Origin of the sequence: Sodalis sp. C49 (assembly GCF_046352915.1) — a bacterium.
Lineage (GTDB): Bacteria > Pseudomonadota > Gammaproteobacteria > Enterobacterales > Enterobacteriaceae > Acerihabitans.
On sequence record NZ_CP163303.1, the window covers coordinates 1205933 to 1224738 of the forward strand.

Here is an 18806-nt window from a genome sequence, read left to right on the forward strand (position 1 = left end):
TACTTAGAAAAGAAAACAAGAGGCATGGCTCACATTTTTTCAGATTTGCTTATACCCTAATCTGCTATCCATGGAATAAAATTTACACTGCGGGTTTTACCGAAACGGGATCCGCAACATGCCCGCCGGGCTGCGGCGCGGCGACCATGGCGGAAACGATGCGCCATCAGTGATCCCCAATATTGTGCAGCGCCGCCGGGGCGCAATCACGCCGGCGTTTAACCCGCCATTGCCGCGAGCGCGCCAGGGTTAATTTATCGCCATGACGGCAAACAGGTAAATCGGTTAACTCGGCCGCAAATAGAAACTTATTAATATAGGAAAAGGGTTTAACCATACTTTTTTTAATATATTTTATATGACTAGCGTCATTATAATGAAATAAATAACAGGATAATGTGGATCCGGGACGGGTGTTAACCCGGGCGCGGACGTCCGGTGATATCCACCGCCGCCCGGCGGTCGCGGCTATTTTCCCCGGGCGTTTAGCGCCGGGATTATATCCCGGCGGCTAGGGCATTGTTACAGCGCTATTTTCCCACCGATTTTCAGCGGACGGAAATGCGGGTCTTTAATGCCCGCGTTTAATAAAGCCTGCTCCAGCTCCAGCGGCGGTTCATCCAGCGCTTCGTCCGCCAGTTCAAATACTCCCCAGTGGATGGGGATCACCCGCGGACAGTGCAATTGCTGATAGACGTCTACCGCGCCGGCGGGACTCATATGGCTCTCGCCCATGAACCATTCTGGTGCATAGGCGCCGATCGGCAAGGCGGCGACGCTAAAGGGTCCGAGCCGCGCGCCGATTTCAGCCAGGCCCGGACTGTAGCCGCTGTCGCCGGAAAAATAAAAACGCCAGTCTTTGGTTTCCACTACCCAGCCGCACCACAGGCTGCGATTGTGATCTTTCAGGGTACGCTGGCTCCAGTGCCGCGCGGGAACGCTGTGCAAGCGGATGCCATGGCTATCGACGCTGTCCCACCAGTCGCACTGTTTCACCGTGCGCACGCCGCGTTTACGCAACCAGTCGCCCATGCCCAGCGGCGCCATGACCTGTATCGCCGGAAAACGCTTGAGCAGCTTTTTTAGGGTGCCTTTATCGAGATGATCATAATGGTTATGAGAATAGAGGATCATCTCAATGGGCGGTAAGCCGGCAATGTCCACCGGCGCCGGTGTTCTCCGGCGGGGTCCGATAAAGGGCAGCGGCGAGGCGCGATTGCCCAGGGCCGGATCGATAAGCAAATAGCGGCCCGCCGCGCGCACCATCAGGCAGGCATGTCCCAGCCACCATACGGCGTCCTCTTTGCCGCTGAAATCGGCAGGTTGCCACCAGCGCGCGATAAACCCCGGATAGCCGTCCCTGGGGGGTTTGGGCAGGCCTTGTTTTTTTCTCTCGTCCTGCCACTTCCTGTAGGCGCCGGGGGTTCTGGTCCCCGGTTCGATATTACGGAAACCTTCCGGGGTGTGGTGGGGTTTTGCGGCGTCATACCAGGGATTTTTCTTCGTCATCGTGTTCTCGATTCTCCCATTGGATGCAAGCCAACGGCAAAAATGCGCAGATTACCGGATTATGTGATGGCCGCCACCGCTGCGCCGGGCAGGATGGCATAGAATAGGCAAAAATTAGCGTTCGGCGATAAAATCTTTAAATAGAATGGGTTCGCCTGCCGGCAGCGCCTTGGCGCCGTTGTCGGAATTACCCGCCTGACCCAGGCGCAGCAGCAGTTCGGTCTGTTTTTTCTGCTGTTCAAGCAATTCATTGAGCAGCGCGATCTGTTCGTTGGCCCTGACGCTTGCGCGATTAAGGTAAAACCAGACCACCAGGCAAATAATAAAAAAAACCAATGCAATCGCCATCGAGGCGATATTAATGCTATCAAATCCAAATACATTCATAAAGTGACCTTGCCACTGAAAAAACCAGAAGCTATCTTATCACTCCGCGGCCTTCATTGTACCCCGCAAGTCAAAATTGCCGCCCTCTTTGCCCCGCTTACCAGGGCATCCACTTGGTCACCAGGCATATGCCGCTGAAAAAATCACCGCCCTGATCGCAAAAACTGTTGAGGGCCGATAACCACAGCAGCAGGCAAAGCAGTAAAATGACCAGTATTGATATTGAAGTGTTTTTTTTCAAAACCCACGTCCTGTACCGTCGCAATACAAATATTCTAGCCAGCAAAACTTAAACGAATGATAACCACAGGGATTTCATTATCAGAATAATGATTTATAAAGCGGATGATATGGGTGGAAGAAAATAGGGTGCCAAGGATGTACCCCGGCAGACCCGCATCAGATTACGGACGCGCCGTCCGGTCAAACTTCAGATCGATAAGCGCGATCGCCTTTTCGATAGCCCGGCGGGTCACCGGATCCTGCGCGCCCGGGTGGGTGGCAAAATCAATATTTTTCAATTGGCCCGACATCTTTTCCCGGATCTCAACGGGTGCGATGACATCGATAACATCCAGTATCTGCTTGATAACCAACTGGCAGGCAACTAAATCGGAGACCAGTTCCTGGTTTTCCGAAAAGGGTTGGGACATGATTACGCCTCTCTGCGCTGGACCGCCGGTTAAAACGGATAGTGTTGATAGCCGATTTGCTGGGAGATATTCCGCGCCGCATCGTGCAGCATCTTCACATAATCGCTTTTACTCTCTTCCGAGAAGCGGATGGTCGGGAAGGATATACTCAAGCCGGCAATCACCACGCCGAAGCGATCAAAGATAGGCACCGCAATACAGCGCAGCCCCTCTTCCTGCTCTTCATTATCCTCGCCGAAGCCCTGTTCGCGCACCAGATCCAATTCCGGCAGCAAAGCCGCGGCATTGGCGGCGGTACGCTGGGTGCTGCGATTAAACACCACGCCGGAAAGAATTTCCCGCGCCTCGTCCCGGTCGCGCCAGGCCAGCAGCACTTTGCCGATAGCGGTACTGTAAAGCGGATTGCGGCGACCGACCCGGGAGTACATGCGCAGGTTATACATGGAGTCGATTTTGTGGATATAGACAATGCTGTCCTCATCCAGCGAACCCAGGTGAATGGTTTCGCGGGTTAAGTTGGACAGCACGCGCATCTGGATATCGGCAATGCGAATCAAATCCACATTCTGCAAGGCCTTGGCGCCCAGCTCAAACAGCTTAAGGGTCAGAGAATATTTTTCCGACTCGCCTTCCTGCGACACGTAGCCGAGGGACTTCATCGTCTGCAAAAAACGATAGACCGTGCTTTTGGACATCATGACGCGCTGTGAAAGCTCGGTAATACCGATTTCCCGTTCCTCGCCCAAGGCTTGTAAAATGCCAAATACCTTTAATACAGACGATACGGAGTCGGGCTGTCTGTCTAAATCTGCTATCGCCATGGTGATAAAAGTCCTGATAATTGTTTTGTTTTAAAAAAAATAGAACATGATTTTTATTATAAAGGCAAGGCTGCAATTAACGCAATCACCATTGTCTTTGCAGGATGTTTTTAACCGGGCATGAACGTTTTATTACATTTATCCGAGTGCGCGGCGGTCGCCGATCCCCTGTTTAATGCTAGGATAATGCTTTTAACGGGATGTTAATCCTTCATGACCCAGAACTCTGCCGACGGCCTGCCTGTCCCACAACGTTACGGCGCAATATTAACCATCATCATCAGCATCAGCCTTGCCGTCCTGGACGGCGCCATCGCCAACGTGGCCCTGCCGACCATTGCCCGTGAACTGCACGCCAGCCCCGCCGCGTCGATTTGGGTGATTAACGCCTACCAGTTGTCCATCATCATGACGCTGCTGTCCTTCGCTACCCTGGGGGATATTTACGGCTACCGGCGGGTCTATCAATGCGGGCTGGCGGTATTTACCCTGATGTCGATGGTCTGCGCCCTGTCGGACAATCTCTGGATGCTGATTGGCGCCCGCGTGCTGCAAGGACTGGGCGCCGCGGCGCTGATGAGCATCAATACCGCCTTGATACGCATAATTTATCCCTCGCGCCTGTTGGGGCGCGGCATGGCCATTAATACGCTGGTGGTGGCGGTATCCACCGCCGCCGGTCCGACCGTGGCCGCCGGGGTGTTATCCATCGCCTCCTGGCAATGGCTGTTCGCCATTAACGTGCCTATCGGCCTGCTGGCGTTTTACCTGGGCCGGCGGTTCCTGCCGGTCAACGCGCTGAAAAACCGCGGACAGCGGTTTAACTGGTTCAGCGCCCTGTTGAACGCCCTGACCTTCGGACTGCTGCTCTCGGCGCTCGGGGGATTTTCACAACGCGTCGGCGGCCAATGGATACTGCTCGAGCTGGCCCTGGCGGCCGTCATCGGCGTGTTTTTTGTCCGGCACCAGCTGCGGCAGCCTTGGCCGCTGCTGCCGGTGGACCTGTTTCGGATCCCGTTGTTCGCGCTGTCGATGGGAACCTCTATTTGTTCTTTTTGCGCCCAAATGCTGGCTATGGTGTCCCTGCCCTTTTATCTGCAAAGCGTGTTGAACCGCAGCGAAGTGGCGACCGGGCTGCTGCTGACGCCCTGGCCGCTGGCCACCATGCTGCTGGCCCTGGTGGCCGGAAGGCTGATAGGCCGCGTACATTCGGGTCTGCTGGGGGCCATCGGCCTGGGCGCCTTTGCCCTGGGCCTGTTTTCGCTGGCCTGGTTGCCCGCCATGCCCGGGGATGGGGAAATCATCTGGCGGATGATGCTGTGCGGCGCCGGTTTTGGTTTATTCCAGTCGCCCAATAACCATACCATCATCACCTCGGCGCCGCGCAATCGCAGCGGCGGGGCCAGCGGCATGCTCGGCACCGCCCGGCTGTTCGGCCAAACCTCCGGCGCGGCGCTGGTGGCGCTGATGTTTAATCTGTTCGGCGCCACCGGCACTCACGCGGCGCTGGTGCTGGCCGGGTGCTTTGCGACGGCGGCGGCGCTGGTGAGCGCGCTGCGCATTAAGCAGGGCAACCCTCAGCGCCAGGAAGACGACAGCTTCTCCGGCGCCGACTAGTCCGCCCCGCCGTTATTTGAGATAGGTACCGGCCCGCAGCGCCTCGATACGCTTATCCAGCGGCGGGTGGGACATAAACAGCTCGCTGAACGATTTGGTTTTGCCATTGATGCAAAACGCCAGCATGCTGCTTTCCTCCTGGGGCTCATAGCTGGTTTTTAAGCGCTGCAGCGCGGCAATCATTTTCTCGCGCCCGACCAGTCTTGCCGAACCGGCGTCGGCATGGAACTCGCGATGGCGGGAGAACCACAGGGTGATAATGCTCGCCAGTACGCCGAACACCAGTTCCAGCACCATGGAGACGGCAAAATAAATCATCGGGTTGCCGTTGCTGCTTTCGCCTTCATCACGATTGGACGACAGGAAGCCCGCCGCCAATTGGGCCAGGATGCGCGAGACAAAGATCACGAAGGTATTCACCACGCCCTGGATAAGCGTCATGGTCACCATGTCGCCGTTGGCCACGTGGCTGATTTCATGGGCGATGACCGCCTCTGCCTCGTCGCGGCTCATATTTTGCAGCAGGCCGGTACTGACCGCCACCAGCGAGGCATCACGCCGGGCGCCGGTAGCAAAGGCGTTGATGTCCGGCGCCGGGTAGATAGCCACCTGCGGCATGGCGATGCCGGCCTGTTGCGACTGCCGCCGGACCATCTCCAGCAGCCAGCGTTCGGTCTCGTTGCGGGGCTGTTCAATAACCTCCCCGCCGACTGACCGCAGCGCCATCCATTTCGACATCAGCAGCGAAACCAGCGCGCCGCCAAAACCGAATAAACCCGCCATGATCATTAACCCGGTCACGCTGGAAGATTGTATCCCCGTCAGGCTCAGTACCAGACCGAATACCAGCATCACAGCCAGGTTGGTGAGTAGAAAGAGAGCGATACGCATCATAAGAAGGTGATTCCTTGAAAATAACGCCCATTGCGTTAGCCTTGATGGTATGGGCTTCCCTGGCGTTTTCAAGCATTGCGTGGCATTAAGTGCCTAAAAAGACATAACTTTACATTTTGTTAAGCTTTTTCCCGCCCGTATGCCGGTCATAAAAAAGGCGCCGTTAAGGCGCCTTGATAATCGACTCTATGTTACGTTACTTGACGGCAGCCGGCTGCGTTGCCGGTTGTGCGCTTTCGGCCTTAGCCAGATCCAATGCGATATGCACGGACTCGTCCAGGTAGGGATCGGGTTCGTGGTAATCCTTAGGGATAGCGTCCAGCGTCTTCACCGGTTTTTTACCCTGCCGCACCAGGCGTTCGTTGGTGCGCTGCAACCGTATGGCATCGTCCTCGTGATTTTCTTTCTCACGCTGTACCAGATTAAGGGAGACGATATTGCGCTTATCCTTCAAGGCGTGGAAACGGGCGATGTCCTGAGCGATATACTGGAATTCAGGATCGGCGGCAATCCTTTCCTGATGCGCTTTCAACAGCTCGGAGGAGAAAGGTTTCAGGTCACCGGTCTTGGTGAACGTGGCCGCCTTGATGCTGTCCCAGGGCAACGCGTTATCTTCAAATTTTTCACCGGTTTCAATGGTCTCGTCGCCGGTGGGCATGATGATGTCCGGCACCACCCCTTTACGCTGGGTGCTACCGCCGTTAACCCGGTAGAACTTCTGGATGGTGTACTGGATGGAGCCCAGCGCCGGCCAGTCCGGGCGCAGCATCTGATCGTAGATCCGGTTAAGGGAGCGGTATTGCTGTACCGTGCCCTTGCCGAACGTCGGCTCGCCGACGATCAGCGCCCGGCCGTAATCCTGCATGGCGGCGGCAAAGATTTCCGATGCCGACGCGCTGAAACGATCGACCAGCACCACCAGGGGGCCTTTGTAATAAACAATGCCGTCGTTGTCGCTGTCCTCGCGGATTTTGCCGTTATTGTCGCGCACCTGCACCACCGGGCCGCTGGGAATAAACAGCCCGGACAGGGAGACGGCCTCGGTCAGGGCGCCGCCGCCGTTGGTACGCAAATCGATGATGACGCTGCTGACGTTCTGTTTTTGCAGTTTCTGCAGCTGTACCTTGACGTCGTCGGTCAGGCCGACATAAAAACCGGGTATATCCAGTACGCCGACTTTTTGACCGCCCACCTCTTTGATGGTGAGTTTCACCGCGCGGTCCTCAAGACGGATACGCTCGCGGGTGACGGTGACGATGCGGGTCTTGGTGCCCTTGCCCGCCGGCAGTATTTCCAGACGGACCTTGCTGCCCTTCGGACCTTTGATCAGGGACACCACGTCGTCGAGCCGCCAGCCTATGACATCCACCATCGGCTTGCCGGTCTGGCCGACGCCCACCACGCGATCGCCGACGGTGATGGTTTTACTCTTCGCCGCCGGCCCGCCCGGCACCAGCGAATTAATCACCGTGTAATCGTCGTCCATTTGCAGCACCGCGCCAATGCCCTCCAGGGACAGGCTCATCTCGGTGTTGAACTGTTCGGTATTGCGCGGCGAAAGATAATTGGTATGAGGATCGATTTCATGGGCGAAGGCGTTCATGACCAGTTGGAACACGTCTTCACTGTTGCTCTGCGCCAGGCGGCGGATGGCGAATTGATAACGTTTGGTCAGCACATCGCGGATTTCGTTATCATCCTTGCCGGTGAGCTTAAGGCTCAGCTGATCGTATTTAACCTTGGCGTCCCAGAGCTTATTTAGCTCCGCTTCGTTTTGCGGCCAGGGCGCCTTGCTGCGATCGAGCTCTATGGTATCGTTGCCGGTGAAATCCATCGGTTTGGCCAGCTGGGCCAGGGCATATTCATAGCGTTCAAAACGCCGCTTCTGCGCCAGGTTGTAGAGTGCGTACGGCACGTCCAGCTTACCGCTTTTCAGTTCATCATCCAGCTGGTTTTTCTTATCCGCGAACTGCGCGATGTCGGAGGCCAGCAAGACATTATGGCTGTAATCCAGCATGTTGAGGTAGCGGTCGAAAATTTTGGCCGAAAACGCATCATCCAGATCAAACTGGCGATAATGGGATCGGGTGAAACGTGCGGTGACGCGTTCGCTGACGGTCTCTTGTTGCGCTTCTTCGTGAAGCTGGGGAATCTGGTCGGCGCGGGTGATTTTATTATCATTCGCCGATGCCGATCCCGCCAGTAACAACCCTGCAATTGCAGTTACTCTGACAAATTTGTTCATGCCCTGGTCGGCCTCCGTATCAGAACTGCAGGTGTTCTGCGCGCACAATCAAAGCCATCCCGGAAGAAAGCTGCACACGTACCCCTTCTTTGGCAATTTCCATAACCGTTGCTTCCATGGGATCTTTGCCCACCTTGACTTTGATTGCCTGGCCGATATGCAATTTTGATATATCGGTAACCGGTACCTGGCGCGCCGGAGCGGCCTGTTTAACCGGTTGTGATGCCCGGACGTTCTTAGCGTCGGTCTTGGCATCGCTCTTGGGACGATTGGCTGGGCGCGGCCTGCGTGGCGCGGCGGCGTCCTGGCCTTTTTTGGCTACGGCGGCCTCGTTGGCCGGCGCGGCGCGGCGCGGTGCCGGCGCTTCGCCATTTTCGCGTTTTTTCGCCTGCTGGGCGGCACGTTGCTGCTGGACCCGTGCCTTGGCTTCCTCAAGCTGTTTGCGGGCATGTTCTACATGCTGCGCTTCCAATTCGCCACAGGGATTACCGTCAAGATCGACACGCTGGGCACCGAGTTTGATGCCGTACAGGTAACGCCAGCTTGATGTATAAAGCCGTAAAGCGGAACGCAACTGCGTCTTGCTCAGGCTGTCCTCCCCCTGGATGCGCGCGACCAGATCGGCAAAAATACCAATCTTCAATGGCCGTGCCTCGCCCTCGGCGGTGAAACAAAGCGGAAACCGCTCGGCCAGAAAGGCGATGACTTCTTTATTACTGTTCAACTTGGGTTGATTTTCCATGAATTTTCCTGATTACAACGGGTTTGCCAACCAGCGCAGGCATGAACAGGCGTCATTATAATGACGCCATCGGCAAATGCCACGTTATCTGTCTATCAATATAAAGTATTATTGATAAAACGTCGCAGATCGGTGTGCTCCAACTGCTGACAAAGCCGTTCCACCAAGGCTTTCAGCCCATCCTCGTCGTCCTGGTCGAAGCGATGGTAAATCGTGCTATCGATGTCCAGTACCCCAACCACGCGGCCGTCGAGGGTAATCGGCAACACGATTTCGGCATTACTGGCGGCGTCGCAGGCGATATGTCCGGGGAAGGCGTGTACGTCATCTACCCGCTGGATCCTGTTTTGCGCCGCCGCGGTGCCGCAGACGCCCTTGCCCACCGGTATGCGCACACAGGCCACTTTACCCTGAAAAGGGCCCAGCACCAGTGTATCACCGTCAAGCAGATAAAAACCCGCCCAATTAACGCCATCAAGATGTTCGAAGAGCAATGCGCTGCAGTTGGCCATCGCCGCGATAAAATGCGTCTCGCCCTCGATCAGCGACGACATATTTTGTAGTAATTCAGCATAGCATTGTTGTTTTTTCATATTAAAACCAATAAATGAGCTAATCTTTCAAATGCCGGCCGTCAGGACCGGTCGCAATACCTTAAGCAATAAATGCCCACGGCCACAAGATTAACCCGTTATGACTTCACAAAGCCAGTATCCGCAGGTATGTTTGCGCAAACCTATCCGGCACTATCATGCCGGTGGCGATTGCCGTTTGATGGAATAAGAAAGGCAGGCATGATGGCGCGTAACCCCGCGAAGCGTCCCGGAATATGAAAATACAGCACATCCATTGCGCTCTCCCCCAGGGCCGCGATCAGCGCTGCGCCCAATGCGACGCGTTATTCATCCTGCCGGAATTAAGCCAATATCAGGATGCGTTCTGCCCGCGCTGCCGGGCAAAGGTGGCGGTGGGCAACGAGTGGGCCATTAACCGGCTGGCGGCCATGGCGGCGACCATGCTGCTGCTGATGCCGTTTGCCTACGCCGATGCACTGATTCGTGTGCGCCTGCTGGGAACCGCCATCAGCGCCAACCTGCTGCACGGCATCTGGCAGATGGCGATGCAGGGGGATCCCATCACCGCCAGCATGGTGGCCTTCTGCACCATCGGCGCGCCTTGCACGCTGGTGTTTTCCCTGCTGTATCTGTATTTCGGCCAACGGCTGGGCATGAACCTGCGCCCGGTGCTGCTGATGCTCAACCGGCTTAAAGAATGGGTGATGCTGGATATTTACCTGATAGGCATGGGGGTGGCGGCCATTAAGGTCAAGGATTATGCCGCCGTGACCACCGGCCTGGCGCTGCCGGCGTTTATCGCGCTGACGCTGTTAAGTATCATGACGCTGACGCATTTGAATATCGGCCAGTTATGGGAACGGTTTTATCCGCAGCCGGCGCGGCTGGCGTTTCGTACCAATACCGCGGCCCTCAGGGTTTGCCTGGCCTGTAATTTTACCGGCTTAGCCGATGTGCGCGGGCGCTGTCCGCGCTGTCACGTGCCCTTGCGCGCGAGGCGGCGCCACAGCCTGCAAAAATCCTGGTCGGCGCTGATTGCGGCGATGGTGCTGCTTATTCCCGCCAACCTGCTGCCGATTTCGATTATCTATATTAACGGCAGCCGCAATGAAAGCACCATCATGGCCGGTATCATTTCGCTGGCGGCGGACAATATCCCGGTGGCGGCCGTGGTGTTTATCGCCAGTATCCTGGTGCCGTTCATTAAAGTCGTGGTGCTGCTGACCTTATTAATCACGATTCATTTCAATGTCCGGCACGGCTTGAAAACACGTATTCGGTTATTACGTTTCGTGACCTGGATCGGGCGCTGGTCAATGCTGGATTTATTCGTTATCTCCATCACCATGTCGCTGGTGGATCGCGATCAGTTATTGGCCTTTACCATGGGACCGGCGGCGTTTTATTTTGGCGCCGCCGTTATTTTGACAATTCTTGCTGTCGAGTGGTTAGACAGCCGTTTGATATGGGATGCACATGCAACAAACGCCGACTACACCGACTAGCGCGGCCGTCAGGAATAAACGCCGCATATCGCCGTTCTGGCTGCTGCCTTTCATCGCCCTGCTGATTGCCGGCTGGCTGGTCTACAGCACCATCCAGGAACGCGGCTCCACCGTGACCATTGATTTTGTGTCCGCCGACGGTATTGTCGCCGGCCGCACCCCGGTACGCTATCAGGGCGTGGAAGTCGGCACCGTGCAAAATATCAAGCTGAGCGACGATTTGAAAAGCATCCGGGTCGAGGTCAGCATCAAGCGCGATATGCGCGACGCGTTGCGCAAAGGCACCCAGTTTTGGCTGGTGACCCCAAAGGCGTCGCTGGCAGGGATTTCGGGACTGGATGCGCTGGTCGGCGGTAATTATATCGGCATGATGCCGGGCAAAGGCGAAGAGGAAAATCATTTTATCGCCCTCGATACCCAGCCCAAGTACCGGGTGAATACCGGGGAACTGCTGGTGCATCTGCATGCGGATAACCTGGGTTCGCTTAATACCGGCTCGCTGGTGTATTACCGCAAGCTGCCGGTGGGAAAAGTCTATGACTACGATGTTTCCCGCGACCAAGGCGGCGTCAATATCGATGTATTGATTGACAGGCGCTTTACCGATCTGGTGAAAAAGGAGAGCCGCTTCTGGAACGTTTCCGGCCTGAAGGCCGATGTGGATTTCCATGGCGCCAAACTGGAGATGGAAAGCGTGGCGGCGCTGGTGAACGGCGCCATCGCCTTTGACTCCCCCGCCCAGGGCGAACAGGCCCGGTCCGACGACAATTATATCCTCTATCCCGACCTGTCCCACAGCCAGCGCGGCGTGATAATCACCCTCGACCTGCCTGATGGACAGAATCTCAGCGAGGGCCATACCCCGCTGCTATACCAAGGGCTGGAGGTGGGGACCCTGACCAAACTGACGCTGGGGAAAGATAAAAAAGTCACCGGCGAACTGACCATCAATCCGTCCATTGTCGATTTAATGCGCAGCGGCACTCGTATCGAAATGCATACGCCGCAGCTGTCGTTGAACAACACCAATCTCAGCAGCCTGCTTAGCGGCGTAACGCTGGAACTGGTGCCGGGCGGCGGCGAGCCGCAGCAGCATTTTACCCTGCTCGACAGCAATCATATGCTATTGCAGGAACCCGGCGTGCGCACCTTTAGCCTGACCGCGCCGCAAAGTTACGGCATCGACAGCGGCCAGCCGCTGACACTGCACGGCATCCCGGTCGGTAAAGTGGTGAGCCGCAAGCTGGTCGACAATCAGGTCGTGTTCGAGGCGGCGATCAAACCCGACTATGCGGATCTATTGCATAAAAACACCAAATTTATCGTTAACAGCCGGGTCGATGTGAAGTTCGGACTGGACGGCGTGCGGGTGCTTGGCACCAGCGCCCAGGAATGGCTGGACGGCGGCATCGTGGTTATTCCGGGCAACCAGGGGGCGCCGCTGGACCAGTATCCCCTTTATGGCAACCGGGAAATGGCGGAACAGGGTATTCAGGGCGACAAGCCCGCCCCGACGCTGACACTCACCGCCGATAGCCTGCCCGATATCCAGACCGGCTCCATTGTGATGTACCGCAAGTTCCAGGTGGGTGAAATCATCGACGTACGCCCGACGGCGAAAAGCTTCGATGTCGATGTCTATATCCATCCCCAGTATCGCAAATTACTGACGCCCAATAGTATTTTTTGGGCCGAGGGCGGCGCGCGCATGCAGATTAACGGCAGCGGCATTACCGTGCAGGCTTCGCCGCTCGACCGTGCGCTGAAAGGCGCCATCAGCTTCGATAACCTGGACGGAGCGGTGCTGGCGAAAGGCGCGCCGCGTAAACTGTATGGTTCGGAGAACGCCGCCCGCGCGGTAGGCAGCCAGATCGTCCTGCGCACCTATGATGCCAGTAAGCTGTCCCCGGGCATGCCCATCCGTTATCTGGGGATCGATATCGGCCAGTTGGAAACGTTAAAACTGTCCACCGAAAACAGCGAGGTTATGGCCCAGGCCGTGCTTTATCCGGAATATGTGCAAACCTTCGCCCGGGTGGGAACGCATTTTTCCGTGGTCACCCCGGAGATTTCCGCCGCCGGCGTCAATCATCTGGAAACGCTGCTGCAGCCCTATATCAACGTCGAGCCCGGCCGCGGCCAGGCGACGCGTAATTTCGAGCTGCAGCAGGCCACGATTACCGACTCACGTTACCTGGACGGCTTAAATGTCGTGGTCGACACCCCCGAGGCCGGCTCATTGCAAATCGGCACCCCGGTATTATACCGCGGCATCGAGGTGGGCACCGTAACCAATCTGTCGCTGGGTTCGCTGGCGGATCGGGTTTATGTCGCCCTGCGGATCAGTAAGCAATACCAGCATCTGGTGCGCAATAATTCGGTATTTTGGCTGGCATCCGGATATGATCTTAAATTCGGTCTCACCGGCGGCTCGGTAAAAAGCGGCACCTTCCAGCAGTTTATTCGCGGCGGCATTGCCTTCGCCACCCCGCCGACGACGCCGCTGGCGCCAAAAGCCGCCACCGGTAAGCATTTCGTCCTCAGCGAGGAAGAGCCTAAAGAATGGCATGAATGGGGCACCGCCATTCCTCCGCAGGGTTAAACAGCGCCGGTTGCGCTTGGAATAACGGTAAGCGTGCGCAAGAGACCGGAACGGGTGTGATGGGTAATAAGGCTAAAGGCGCCTTTACGATTTTCCCGTGATACCCGCGCTTGCTGGTTTGCCCTCTTCCCATCGGGCGCGCGCTTTTAGCGTTTTGTGCGATCTTGGCTATGCTTAATACGTAGCTTGCCTCAGGAATGACCCTGGCGAGACAGCGTAGAAGGGCTAAAAATATGACCAAGACTACTGTCAAAATAGGAAGTTTCGAAGTCGACGACGCCGAACTCTCCGCCGGAGCGGATCGCAATGTCCAAAATCTCCTGCGTATTCCCTGTAAATCCGACCCCGATCTCTGCAAACAGCTTGACGGTTGGGATGAACATACCAGCATCCCCGCGATCCTCGACGGAAAAGAACAGGTGCTGTTCCGGCAACATTACGATCATGATAATGATGCCTGGATTATGCGCCTGGAATAATAGATTCAACCCCGCTGCACGGGCGGGCTATTCCCGCCGGGATACACCGTCGCCAGGGTTATACCCCTTTGCCGACCACTATCCCTCCTTCGCTATTGTTGTGCCCCCGCTGCACACCCAGGGCGTAGATGCGCGCCCCATTATCTGCCGCAGCTGGGCTATACTTCACGCTTACCAGAGATAAACCGGCAACAGGCCGGATGGCATTGTGTAAAGGGCTACCCGTCATGTATGCATTAATGATTTTTATCTGTTACCTGGGACAGGATTGTGAGGAAGTCTTCATTGGCGCCTATCGCAGCGAGACGCAATGTTTGTCGATCATGCGGGAACAGCGGTTGCGTTACGGCGGGTGTTATCCCATCGAACGGTTTATTGACGGCATCTGGCTGCCGGCCAGTGAATATGCCGATTTTTAAGCGGCAAAAAAAAAGTCAGCCCGAAGGCTGACGACTAAAGACAGTCAGGGAATATGTTACTGAGGGTTGAGTGCTATTCTACCGATCCCGGCCAACGCGGCAACCTATCGCTACGATAGCCGCGGGCGCCACGAACGGCTGCTTATGGGTATGTTTTATCAGCGCTACAGGAATACGTTATGATCAACAGTTTGGCTGAATTGGAACAGGTGCGCAGGGAATGTAAAAAAATGGTCACCCGCCGCGCCGGTTTATCCGCCGGAGCCGCGGTTATCCCCATCCCAGGTCTCGATATCGGCACCGATGTGTCGCTGCTGATGGCGCTGCTGCCGGCCATTAACGAGAAATTCGGCCTGTCGCCCACGCAGATTGAGCAATTGCATCCCAACCGCAAAAAATACACCCTGGTGGCGATCACCGGTATTGGCAGCCGGCTTATCGGCAGCACCGTCACCCGTGAGCTGGTAAAAATGGTGCTTAAACGAGTGGGTGTGCGGGTGGCCACCAAGTCGGTGGCCCGTTATGTGCCGATTATCGGCCAGGCCGCCGCCGCGGGATTGAGTTTCAGCGCCATGAAAGTCCTCGGCAACGCCCATATTGAGGATTGCTATGAGGTATTGAAACAGGTGCTGGAGACGCAGCCCGTGGAAAAGGCGGATTTTATCACACGGGTCAATACCCGTGTCGCCGGACCGGGCTCAGATAGACAGTAATGGCTTATGGTAACGTTTTACGATATTTGCCCACTCCATGCTGGCGACGGGCACATTTTCACCGGTAAACATGCTCTTCGCCTCGTTTACCGGTCCAATCAATTCATCGAGAACCACACCTATGCGACGCGAAGGGTGGATTTGTCCCTCTATCAAATAGGCGGTTGAGATACTTTTAACCCGGAAAAAACGATCGGGCTGGTAGATATGCTCGAGACCCACCATCTGATTATTATCGCCTCTGATTACCAAGGGTATCGCCTGCCGGGCGTTTTCAATTTTATAATACACAATGGCCTGCCTGCGTTGGTCGCCCGCCAATCCTTGCCGATCGGCGCTGGCGGTTATTAACCTGGCAAAATTATCCCCGGGCGCGACGGTCAGAAAGGTAGGATAATTGGTGACTATATCCCCTGGGGCGATGATATCCGCCCAGGGAATGCTCTCGGTTGCCGGATACTGTCCCACCGCCAGATAGCTTCCCTCTTGCCTGGGAAAAGGGTGTTGCAGGGCACCGGTTAAATCCTCGTAAAGTAACCGGTCCGTCTGCGCCCACCTCTCCAGCGGTACCTGATGCCACAGATTTTCATTGATGCTGCTTTTGGCGCGCGAAAAACCCGTCAGATCCAACAGCAGGTTATTGTATTTATATATTTTTATGCCATTGGCCTCCAACGACCACAAATGCAATGCGATGGTCTGGCTTACCGACAGGGTTTGATAGACAGCCTGATATTGCGCGTAATCCAGGGGAGCCTGGGTAAGGGGAATACCCATTTCAGGGAACAATAGCGCTTCGCTTCCCGGATCGCCATAACGCGAGATATGCGCCGTACACTCCACGCCATAAAGAGAATGAGTCACCAGGGTATCGACGCTGGCCTGTTGGTTCCAGAGTCTTGCCGCCCGGCCCGCGCCACGGCCGCTCAGACCGGTATGCAGAATATTTTTTAAGCGCGCTGCCGCCGCTACGGGCACAGCCTCCAACCTGTTACCTTGCGCCAGAATATATTTTATCCCGAAGCGGTCGCCGGTTTGCGGATTGATCCTGACATAGACCGGCTGGCCAAGATAACGATCACCACCCAGTCTGACGATCGGGATATCACGCTCGAATCCCGCCAGGCGCCCGGTTTCAAAATGTTCGATACCGGCGGGCAGCGCGTCGCTCAGCGCGCTGCCGTCCAATTTCAGCATCAGCTTTTCCATGGTCGGGCTATGGCCGCGCAGTAATTTGGCGGCAAGACGTACCTGCAGCACTGACGCTTTACCCAGCATGCCCGCCATTTCAATACCGGGGTCTAAAGACCGGGCCAAAGCCAGCAGCATGCTGGTCAATGCCTTGCGGTCAAGCTCTTCGGCCAAGGTGGCCATGGCCACGTTGGCAAAGGATCGCAACCCCGCGCCCATGGCGATTTTCAGGCTATTTCCACCTGCGAAGCCGGCCATCCCCACACGCATTGAGGCCAGGCCGCCCATCCCCGCTTTTGTCAGTATCCGTGATGACAACGCTGCGGATTGCCCCGCCAGTGGGATGAAATTCAGGCCGTCCACAACGCAGGAGATTAGGGCCTCCTCCTGCCGGTGCGGGTTCCATTCGACACAATGATAAAATGGAATAAACGACAGCAGGAAACGTCTGAATGCTTCATGCGTGGTTTCCTCATATCCCCGGGTATAGAGCTGTGCGGCCAGTTTTTTTCTATGCTGCTTCACCAGTCTTTCGCTAACCGCGGCCAACGTTTCTTCAGGGGTTTTATAGAGGCCTTGCGCATTTTCACCGGCGTAGATATTAAGCCGATAATTTTTATCCGCCCCGGCCAGATTTTTTTTCATCAAAGAATAATAATTCTGCTTATCACGATCGATGCGTCTGATCCAATAGCCCGATTCATCGCGCCCCAACGCAAAAATCCGTTCCTCGCCGTTGCTGACGGCCAGCAAAAGTTCGATGCCCGGCAAAAGCGGCACAGCAGGTTTCGCCCCGACGATAAAATATTCTACCGGCAGGCCGGTCTGGGGATTAAGCTCGGAAAAATCCGCTCCCGCCCGGCGGATTGTCGACATGGTGAAAAATTGCAGCTCCGGCGCCGGCAGCGACGTGACGGCATCCAGGATCAGCAAACGGTCGATAATGGCGAATTTATCGGCAATATCCTGGTTTTGCGCCGCGAAAATCTTATTAAGGTCAGGAAGATTCTCCGAAGACTTAGCGCTCTGGCGGCTGGCGGCCCCGGGCGGACAGGCGTAGCCGCCGGGATAGCTTTTGTAAACGGCCACCCTGCGCGCAGATTCATCCTTCGGCAGGCCGCCACAATGTTTTGTTAAGAGATCCCCGGCCAGCTCCGTGCGCGACTTATATCCACTTATAGCGTCGCCGAACTGTTTAAACGGATTAACCGCTTTTTCCCTGGCTTTGCCGGATGAAAAAAAAAGCATCAGCGCATCTTGTTGGGTAGCAGCCGCGCGCACATCAATCCTACGGGCGGCATCCCTGTCTTCATCCAGCCTGGCGCTCAGATAGTGCATCAGCGCGGGGAACGTAAAAAGATCAATCAGACCGGCGGACAGCGATCCCATCATCATCAGCGCCGATAATGTGCAGCCGATTTCGATGACTTCGGCCGCCGCCATATCGCCGATGTCCACCGTGCTTTTAGCGGCAAAAGTAAGTCCGATATGCAGATAACACCAGTCCAGCGTGCCGAATACAAGCGCCTGCGGGGGGATATCCTCCCGGAAAAAAAATAATGTCGGCAGGACCGGCGCGACAATATGATCGATAAGGTAACGATAACAGGGTGATTCACCGGTTGCCGCCGAACCGGCCGAAGCCGCCCCGTCGCCATTGAATAAGGCAAGCATGCTCTTAATGACGCCGCGACCGGCCTCCATATTTAAACCTGCTGAACCAAAGGCCGGATCCCGTGCCCCGGACGCCAGGAGACCCAGCATCTTCCGGGCCATGAAGCTTTCGATATCCGCCCCGAATATATTTTCCGCCATCCAGTCACTCACCACCTTGCTCATGGCGTTTCTGGTCAGCCTTTCACCCGGAGAAGCGCCGTAGAGACCGGAATCCAGCAACAAAACATAGGCGATCCTGGCCCTTCCATCGGGTGTGGCGATAAGAAAACGCGCCGTTTGGGCCACGAGATTCATTGCCGGAGGGAGTTGAGGGTTGCCGGTAGCCATGGCATGCCCTGAAAGCTTATCCAGTAACCTGGCTATATTTTCATTTTGCCGCCTCAAGTCGATGATAGGTTTATTATTCGACCAGCCCTTATTACGCTGTTCAATATACCGTGCCGCACGGATATCCTCCGCAGTATGAGGATCCGGCCCTTCTCCGGTCAGAGGTAAATCACGCCGCACCCTGGTTTCGGTATATTCCGGCGACACATCGGTTGCCTGGGGCATTTTATACCCCGCCAGCGCGTTTTTCCCCGCGGCATCCCCCGGCGGCGCGCCGGATGATTGATGCGGGCGCGCCAGAAAACCATAGGCATAAAGCAGTCTCGCGCCGATGTTTTTCACAGAGTTATTTGCGTACGCTGCGGGCGGCGCGACCCATAAGCTGGAATCATTACGCGCGAAATCTAATACGCCGAAAAGCATTTCGGCACTTTGCCGCTGGCGGGAGGT

At 56.0% G+C, this 18806-nt stretch carries 16 protein-coding genes; 6 read left to right on the top strand and 10 right to left on the bottom strand.

All coding sequences use genetic code 11. From position 1 onward, the window contains the following. Window positions 1-522: 522 nt before the first annotated feature. The 5 genes from ABUK12_RS05330 to kdgR form a co-directional block, all read right to left on the bottom strand. The gene (locus tag ABUK12_RS05330; protein ID WP_410015298.1) at window positions 523-1509 is read right to left on the bottom strand and encodes an MBL fold metallo-hydrolase; all 987 of its coding nucleotides are present in this window, start codon (window positions 1507-1509) and stop codon (window positions 523-525) included. Between the two features lie 114 nt (window positions 1510-1623). Beyond that, a complete protein-coding gene (locus tag ABUK12_RS05335; protein WP_410015299.1) occupies window positions 1624-1896 on the bottom strand; it encodes a YebO family protein in 273 nt (90 codons plus the stop codon). 97 nt (window positions 1897-1993) lie between these two features. Then, on the bottom strand, window positions 1994-2137 hold the full coding sequence (gene mgrB, locus ABUK12_RS05340; RefSeq protein ID WP_410015300.1) for a PhoP/PhoQ regulator MgrB: 144 nt from the start codon (window positions 2135-2137) through the stop codon (window positions 1994-1996). A 163-nt stretch (window positions 2138-2300) separates the two neighbouring features. After that, window positions 2301-2549 carry a DUF2766 family protein gene (locus tag ABUK12_RS05345; protein ID WP_410015301.1) on the bottom strand — a complete coding sequence of 83 codons (249 nt, stop codon included), beginning with the start codon at window positions 2547-2549 and terminating at the stop codon, window positions 2301-2303. A gap of 29 nt (window positions 2550-2578) precedes the next feature. Continuing rightward, a complete protein-coding gene (gene kdgR / locus ABUK12_RS05350) occupies window positions 2579-3370 on the bottom strand; it encodes a DNA-binding transcriptional regulator KdgR (RefSeq protein ID WP_410015302.1) in 792 nt (263 codons plus the stop codon). Between the two features lie 213 nt (window positions 3371-3583). Here kdgR and ABUK12_RS05355 point away from each other — a divergent pair, with 213 nt between their 5' ends. Continuing rightward, window positions 3584-4987 carry an MFS transporter gene (locus tag ABUK12_RS05355; protein WP_410015303.1) on the top strand — a complete coding sequence of 468 codons (1404 nt, stop codon included), beginning with the start codon at window positions 3584-3586 and terminating at the stop codon, window positions 4985-4987. A 12-nt stretch (window positions 4988-4999) separates the two neighbouring features. Here ABUK12_RS05355 and htpX read toward each other — a convergent pair whose 3' ends face one another. The 4 genes from htpX to ABUK12_RS05375 all read right to left on the bottom strand — a co-directional run bounded on the left by htpX (window position 5000) and on the right by ABUK12_RS05375 (window position 9461). After that, window positions 5000-5881, bottom strand: a complete 882-nt coding sequence (gene htpX / locus ABUK12_RS05360) for a protease HtpX (protein ID WP_410015304.1) — start codon at window positions 5879-5881, stop codon at window positions 5000-5002. A 196-nt stretch (window positions 5882-6077) separates the two neighbouring features. Continuing rightward, the gene (prc, locus tag ABUK12_RS05365; protein WP_410015305.1) at window positions 6078-8126 is read right to left on the bottom strand and encodes a carboxy terminal-processing peptidase; all 2049 of its coding nucleotides are present in this window, start codon (window positions 8124-8126) and stop codon (window positions 6078-6080) included. Window positions 8127-8145: 19 nt separating this feature from the next. Beyond that, a complete protein-coding gene (gene proQ / locus ABUK12_RS05370; protein ID WP_410015306.1) occupies window positions 8146-8868 on the bottom strand; it encodes an RNA chaperone ProQ in 723 nt (240 codons plus the stop codon). A gap of 95 nt (window positions 8869-8963) precedes the next feature. After that, entirely contained in the window at window positions 8964-9461 is a 498-nt protein-coding gene (locus ABUK12_RS05375) for a GAF domain-containing protein (RefSeq protein ID WP_410015307.1), read from the bottom strand. A 236-nt stretch (window positions 9462-9697) separates the two neighbouring features. On the opposite strand from ABUK12_RS05375, the gene yebS reads away from it, so the two are divergent. The 5 genes from yebS to ABUK12_RS05400 all read left to right on the top strand — a co-directional run bounded on the left by yebS (window position 9698) and on the right by ABUK12_RS05400 (window position 15161). After that, on the top strand, window positions 9698-10948 hold the full coding sequence (gene yebS / locus ABUK12_RS05380; RefSeq protein ID WP_410015308.1) for a membrane integrity lipid transport subunit YebS: 1251 nt from the start codon (window positions 9698-9700) through the stop codon (window positions 10946-10948). Further along, window positions 10920-13550, top strand: coding sequence for an MlaD family protein (locus ABUK12_RS05385; RefSeq protein WP_410015309.1), 2631 nt, complete (start codon window positions 10920-10922; stop codon window positions 13548-13550). The genes yebS and ABUK12_RS05385 overlap by 29 nt, the downstream gene beginning before the upstream one ends. A gap of 233 nt (window positions 13551-13783) precedes the next feature. Next, entirely contained in the window at window positions 13784-14029 is a 246-nt protein-coding gene (locus ABUK12_RS05390) for a DUF1480 family protein (RefSeq protein WP_410015310.1), read from the top strand. 227 nt (window positions 14030-14256) lie between these two features. Continuing rightward, window positions 14257-14448: a YebW family protein gene (locus tag ABUK12_RS05395; protein ID WP_410015311.1), complete on the top strand. Its 192-nt coding sequence runs from the start codon at window positions 14257-14259 to the stop codon at window positions 14446-14448. 179 nt (window positions 14449-14627) lie between these two features. Next, window positions 14628-15161 (top strand): hypothetical protein, encoded by a 534-nt coding sequence (locus tag ABUK12_RS05400; protein WP_410015312.1) that lies wholly within the window; start codon window positions 14628-14630, stop codon window positions 15159-15161. On the opposite strand, the gene ABUK12_RS05405 is transcribed toward ABUK12_RS05400, so the two are convergent. Beyond that, a complete protein-coding gene (locus tag ABUK12_RS05405; RefSeq protein ID WP_410015313.1) occupies window positions 15147-18698 on the bottom strand; it encodes a hypothetical protein in 3552 nt (1183 codons plus the stop codon). The genes ABUK12_RS05400 and ABUK12_RS05405 overlap by 15 nt on opposite strands. Window positions 18699-18806 lie beyond the last annotated feature (108 nt).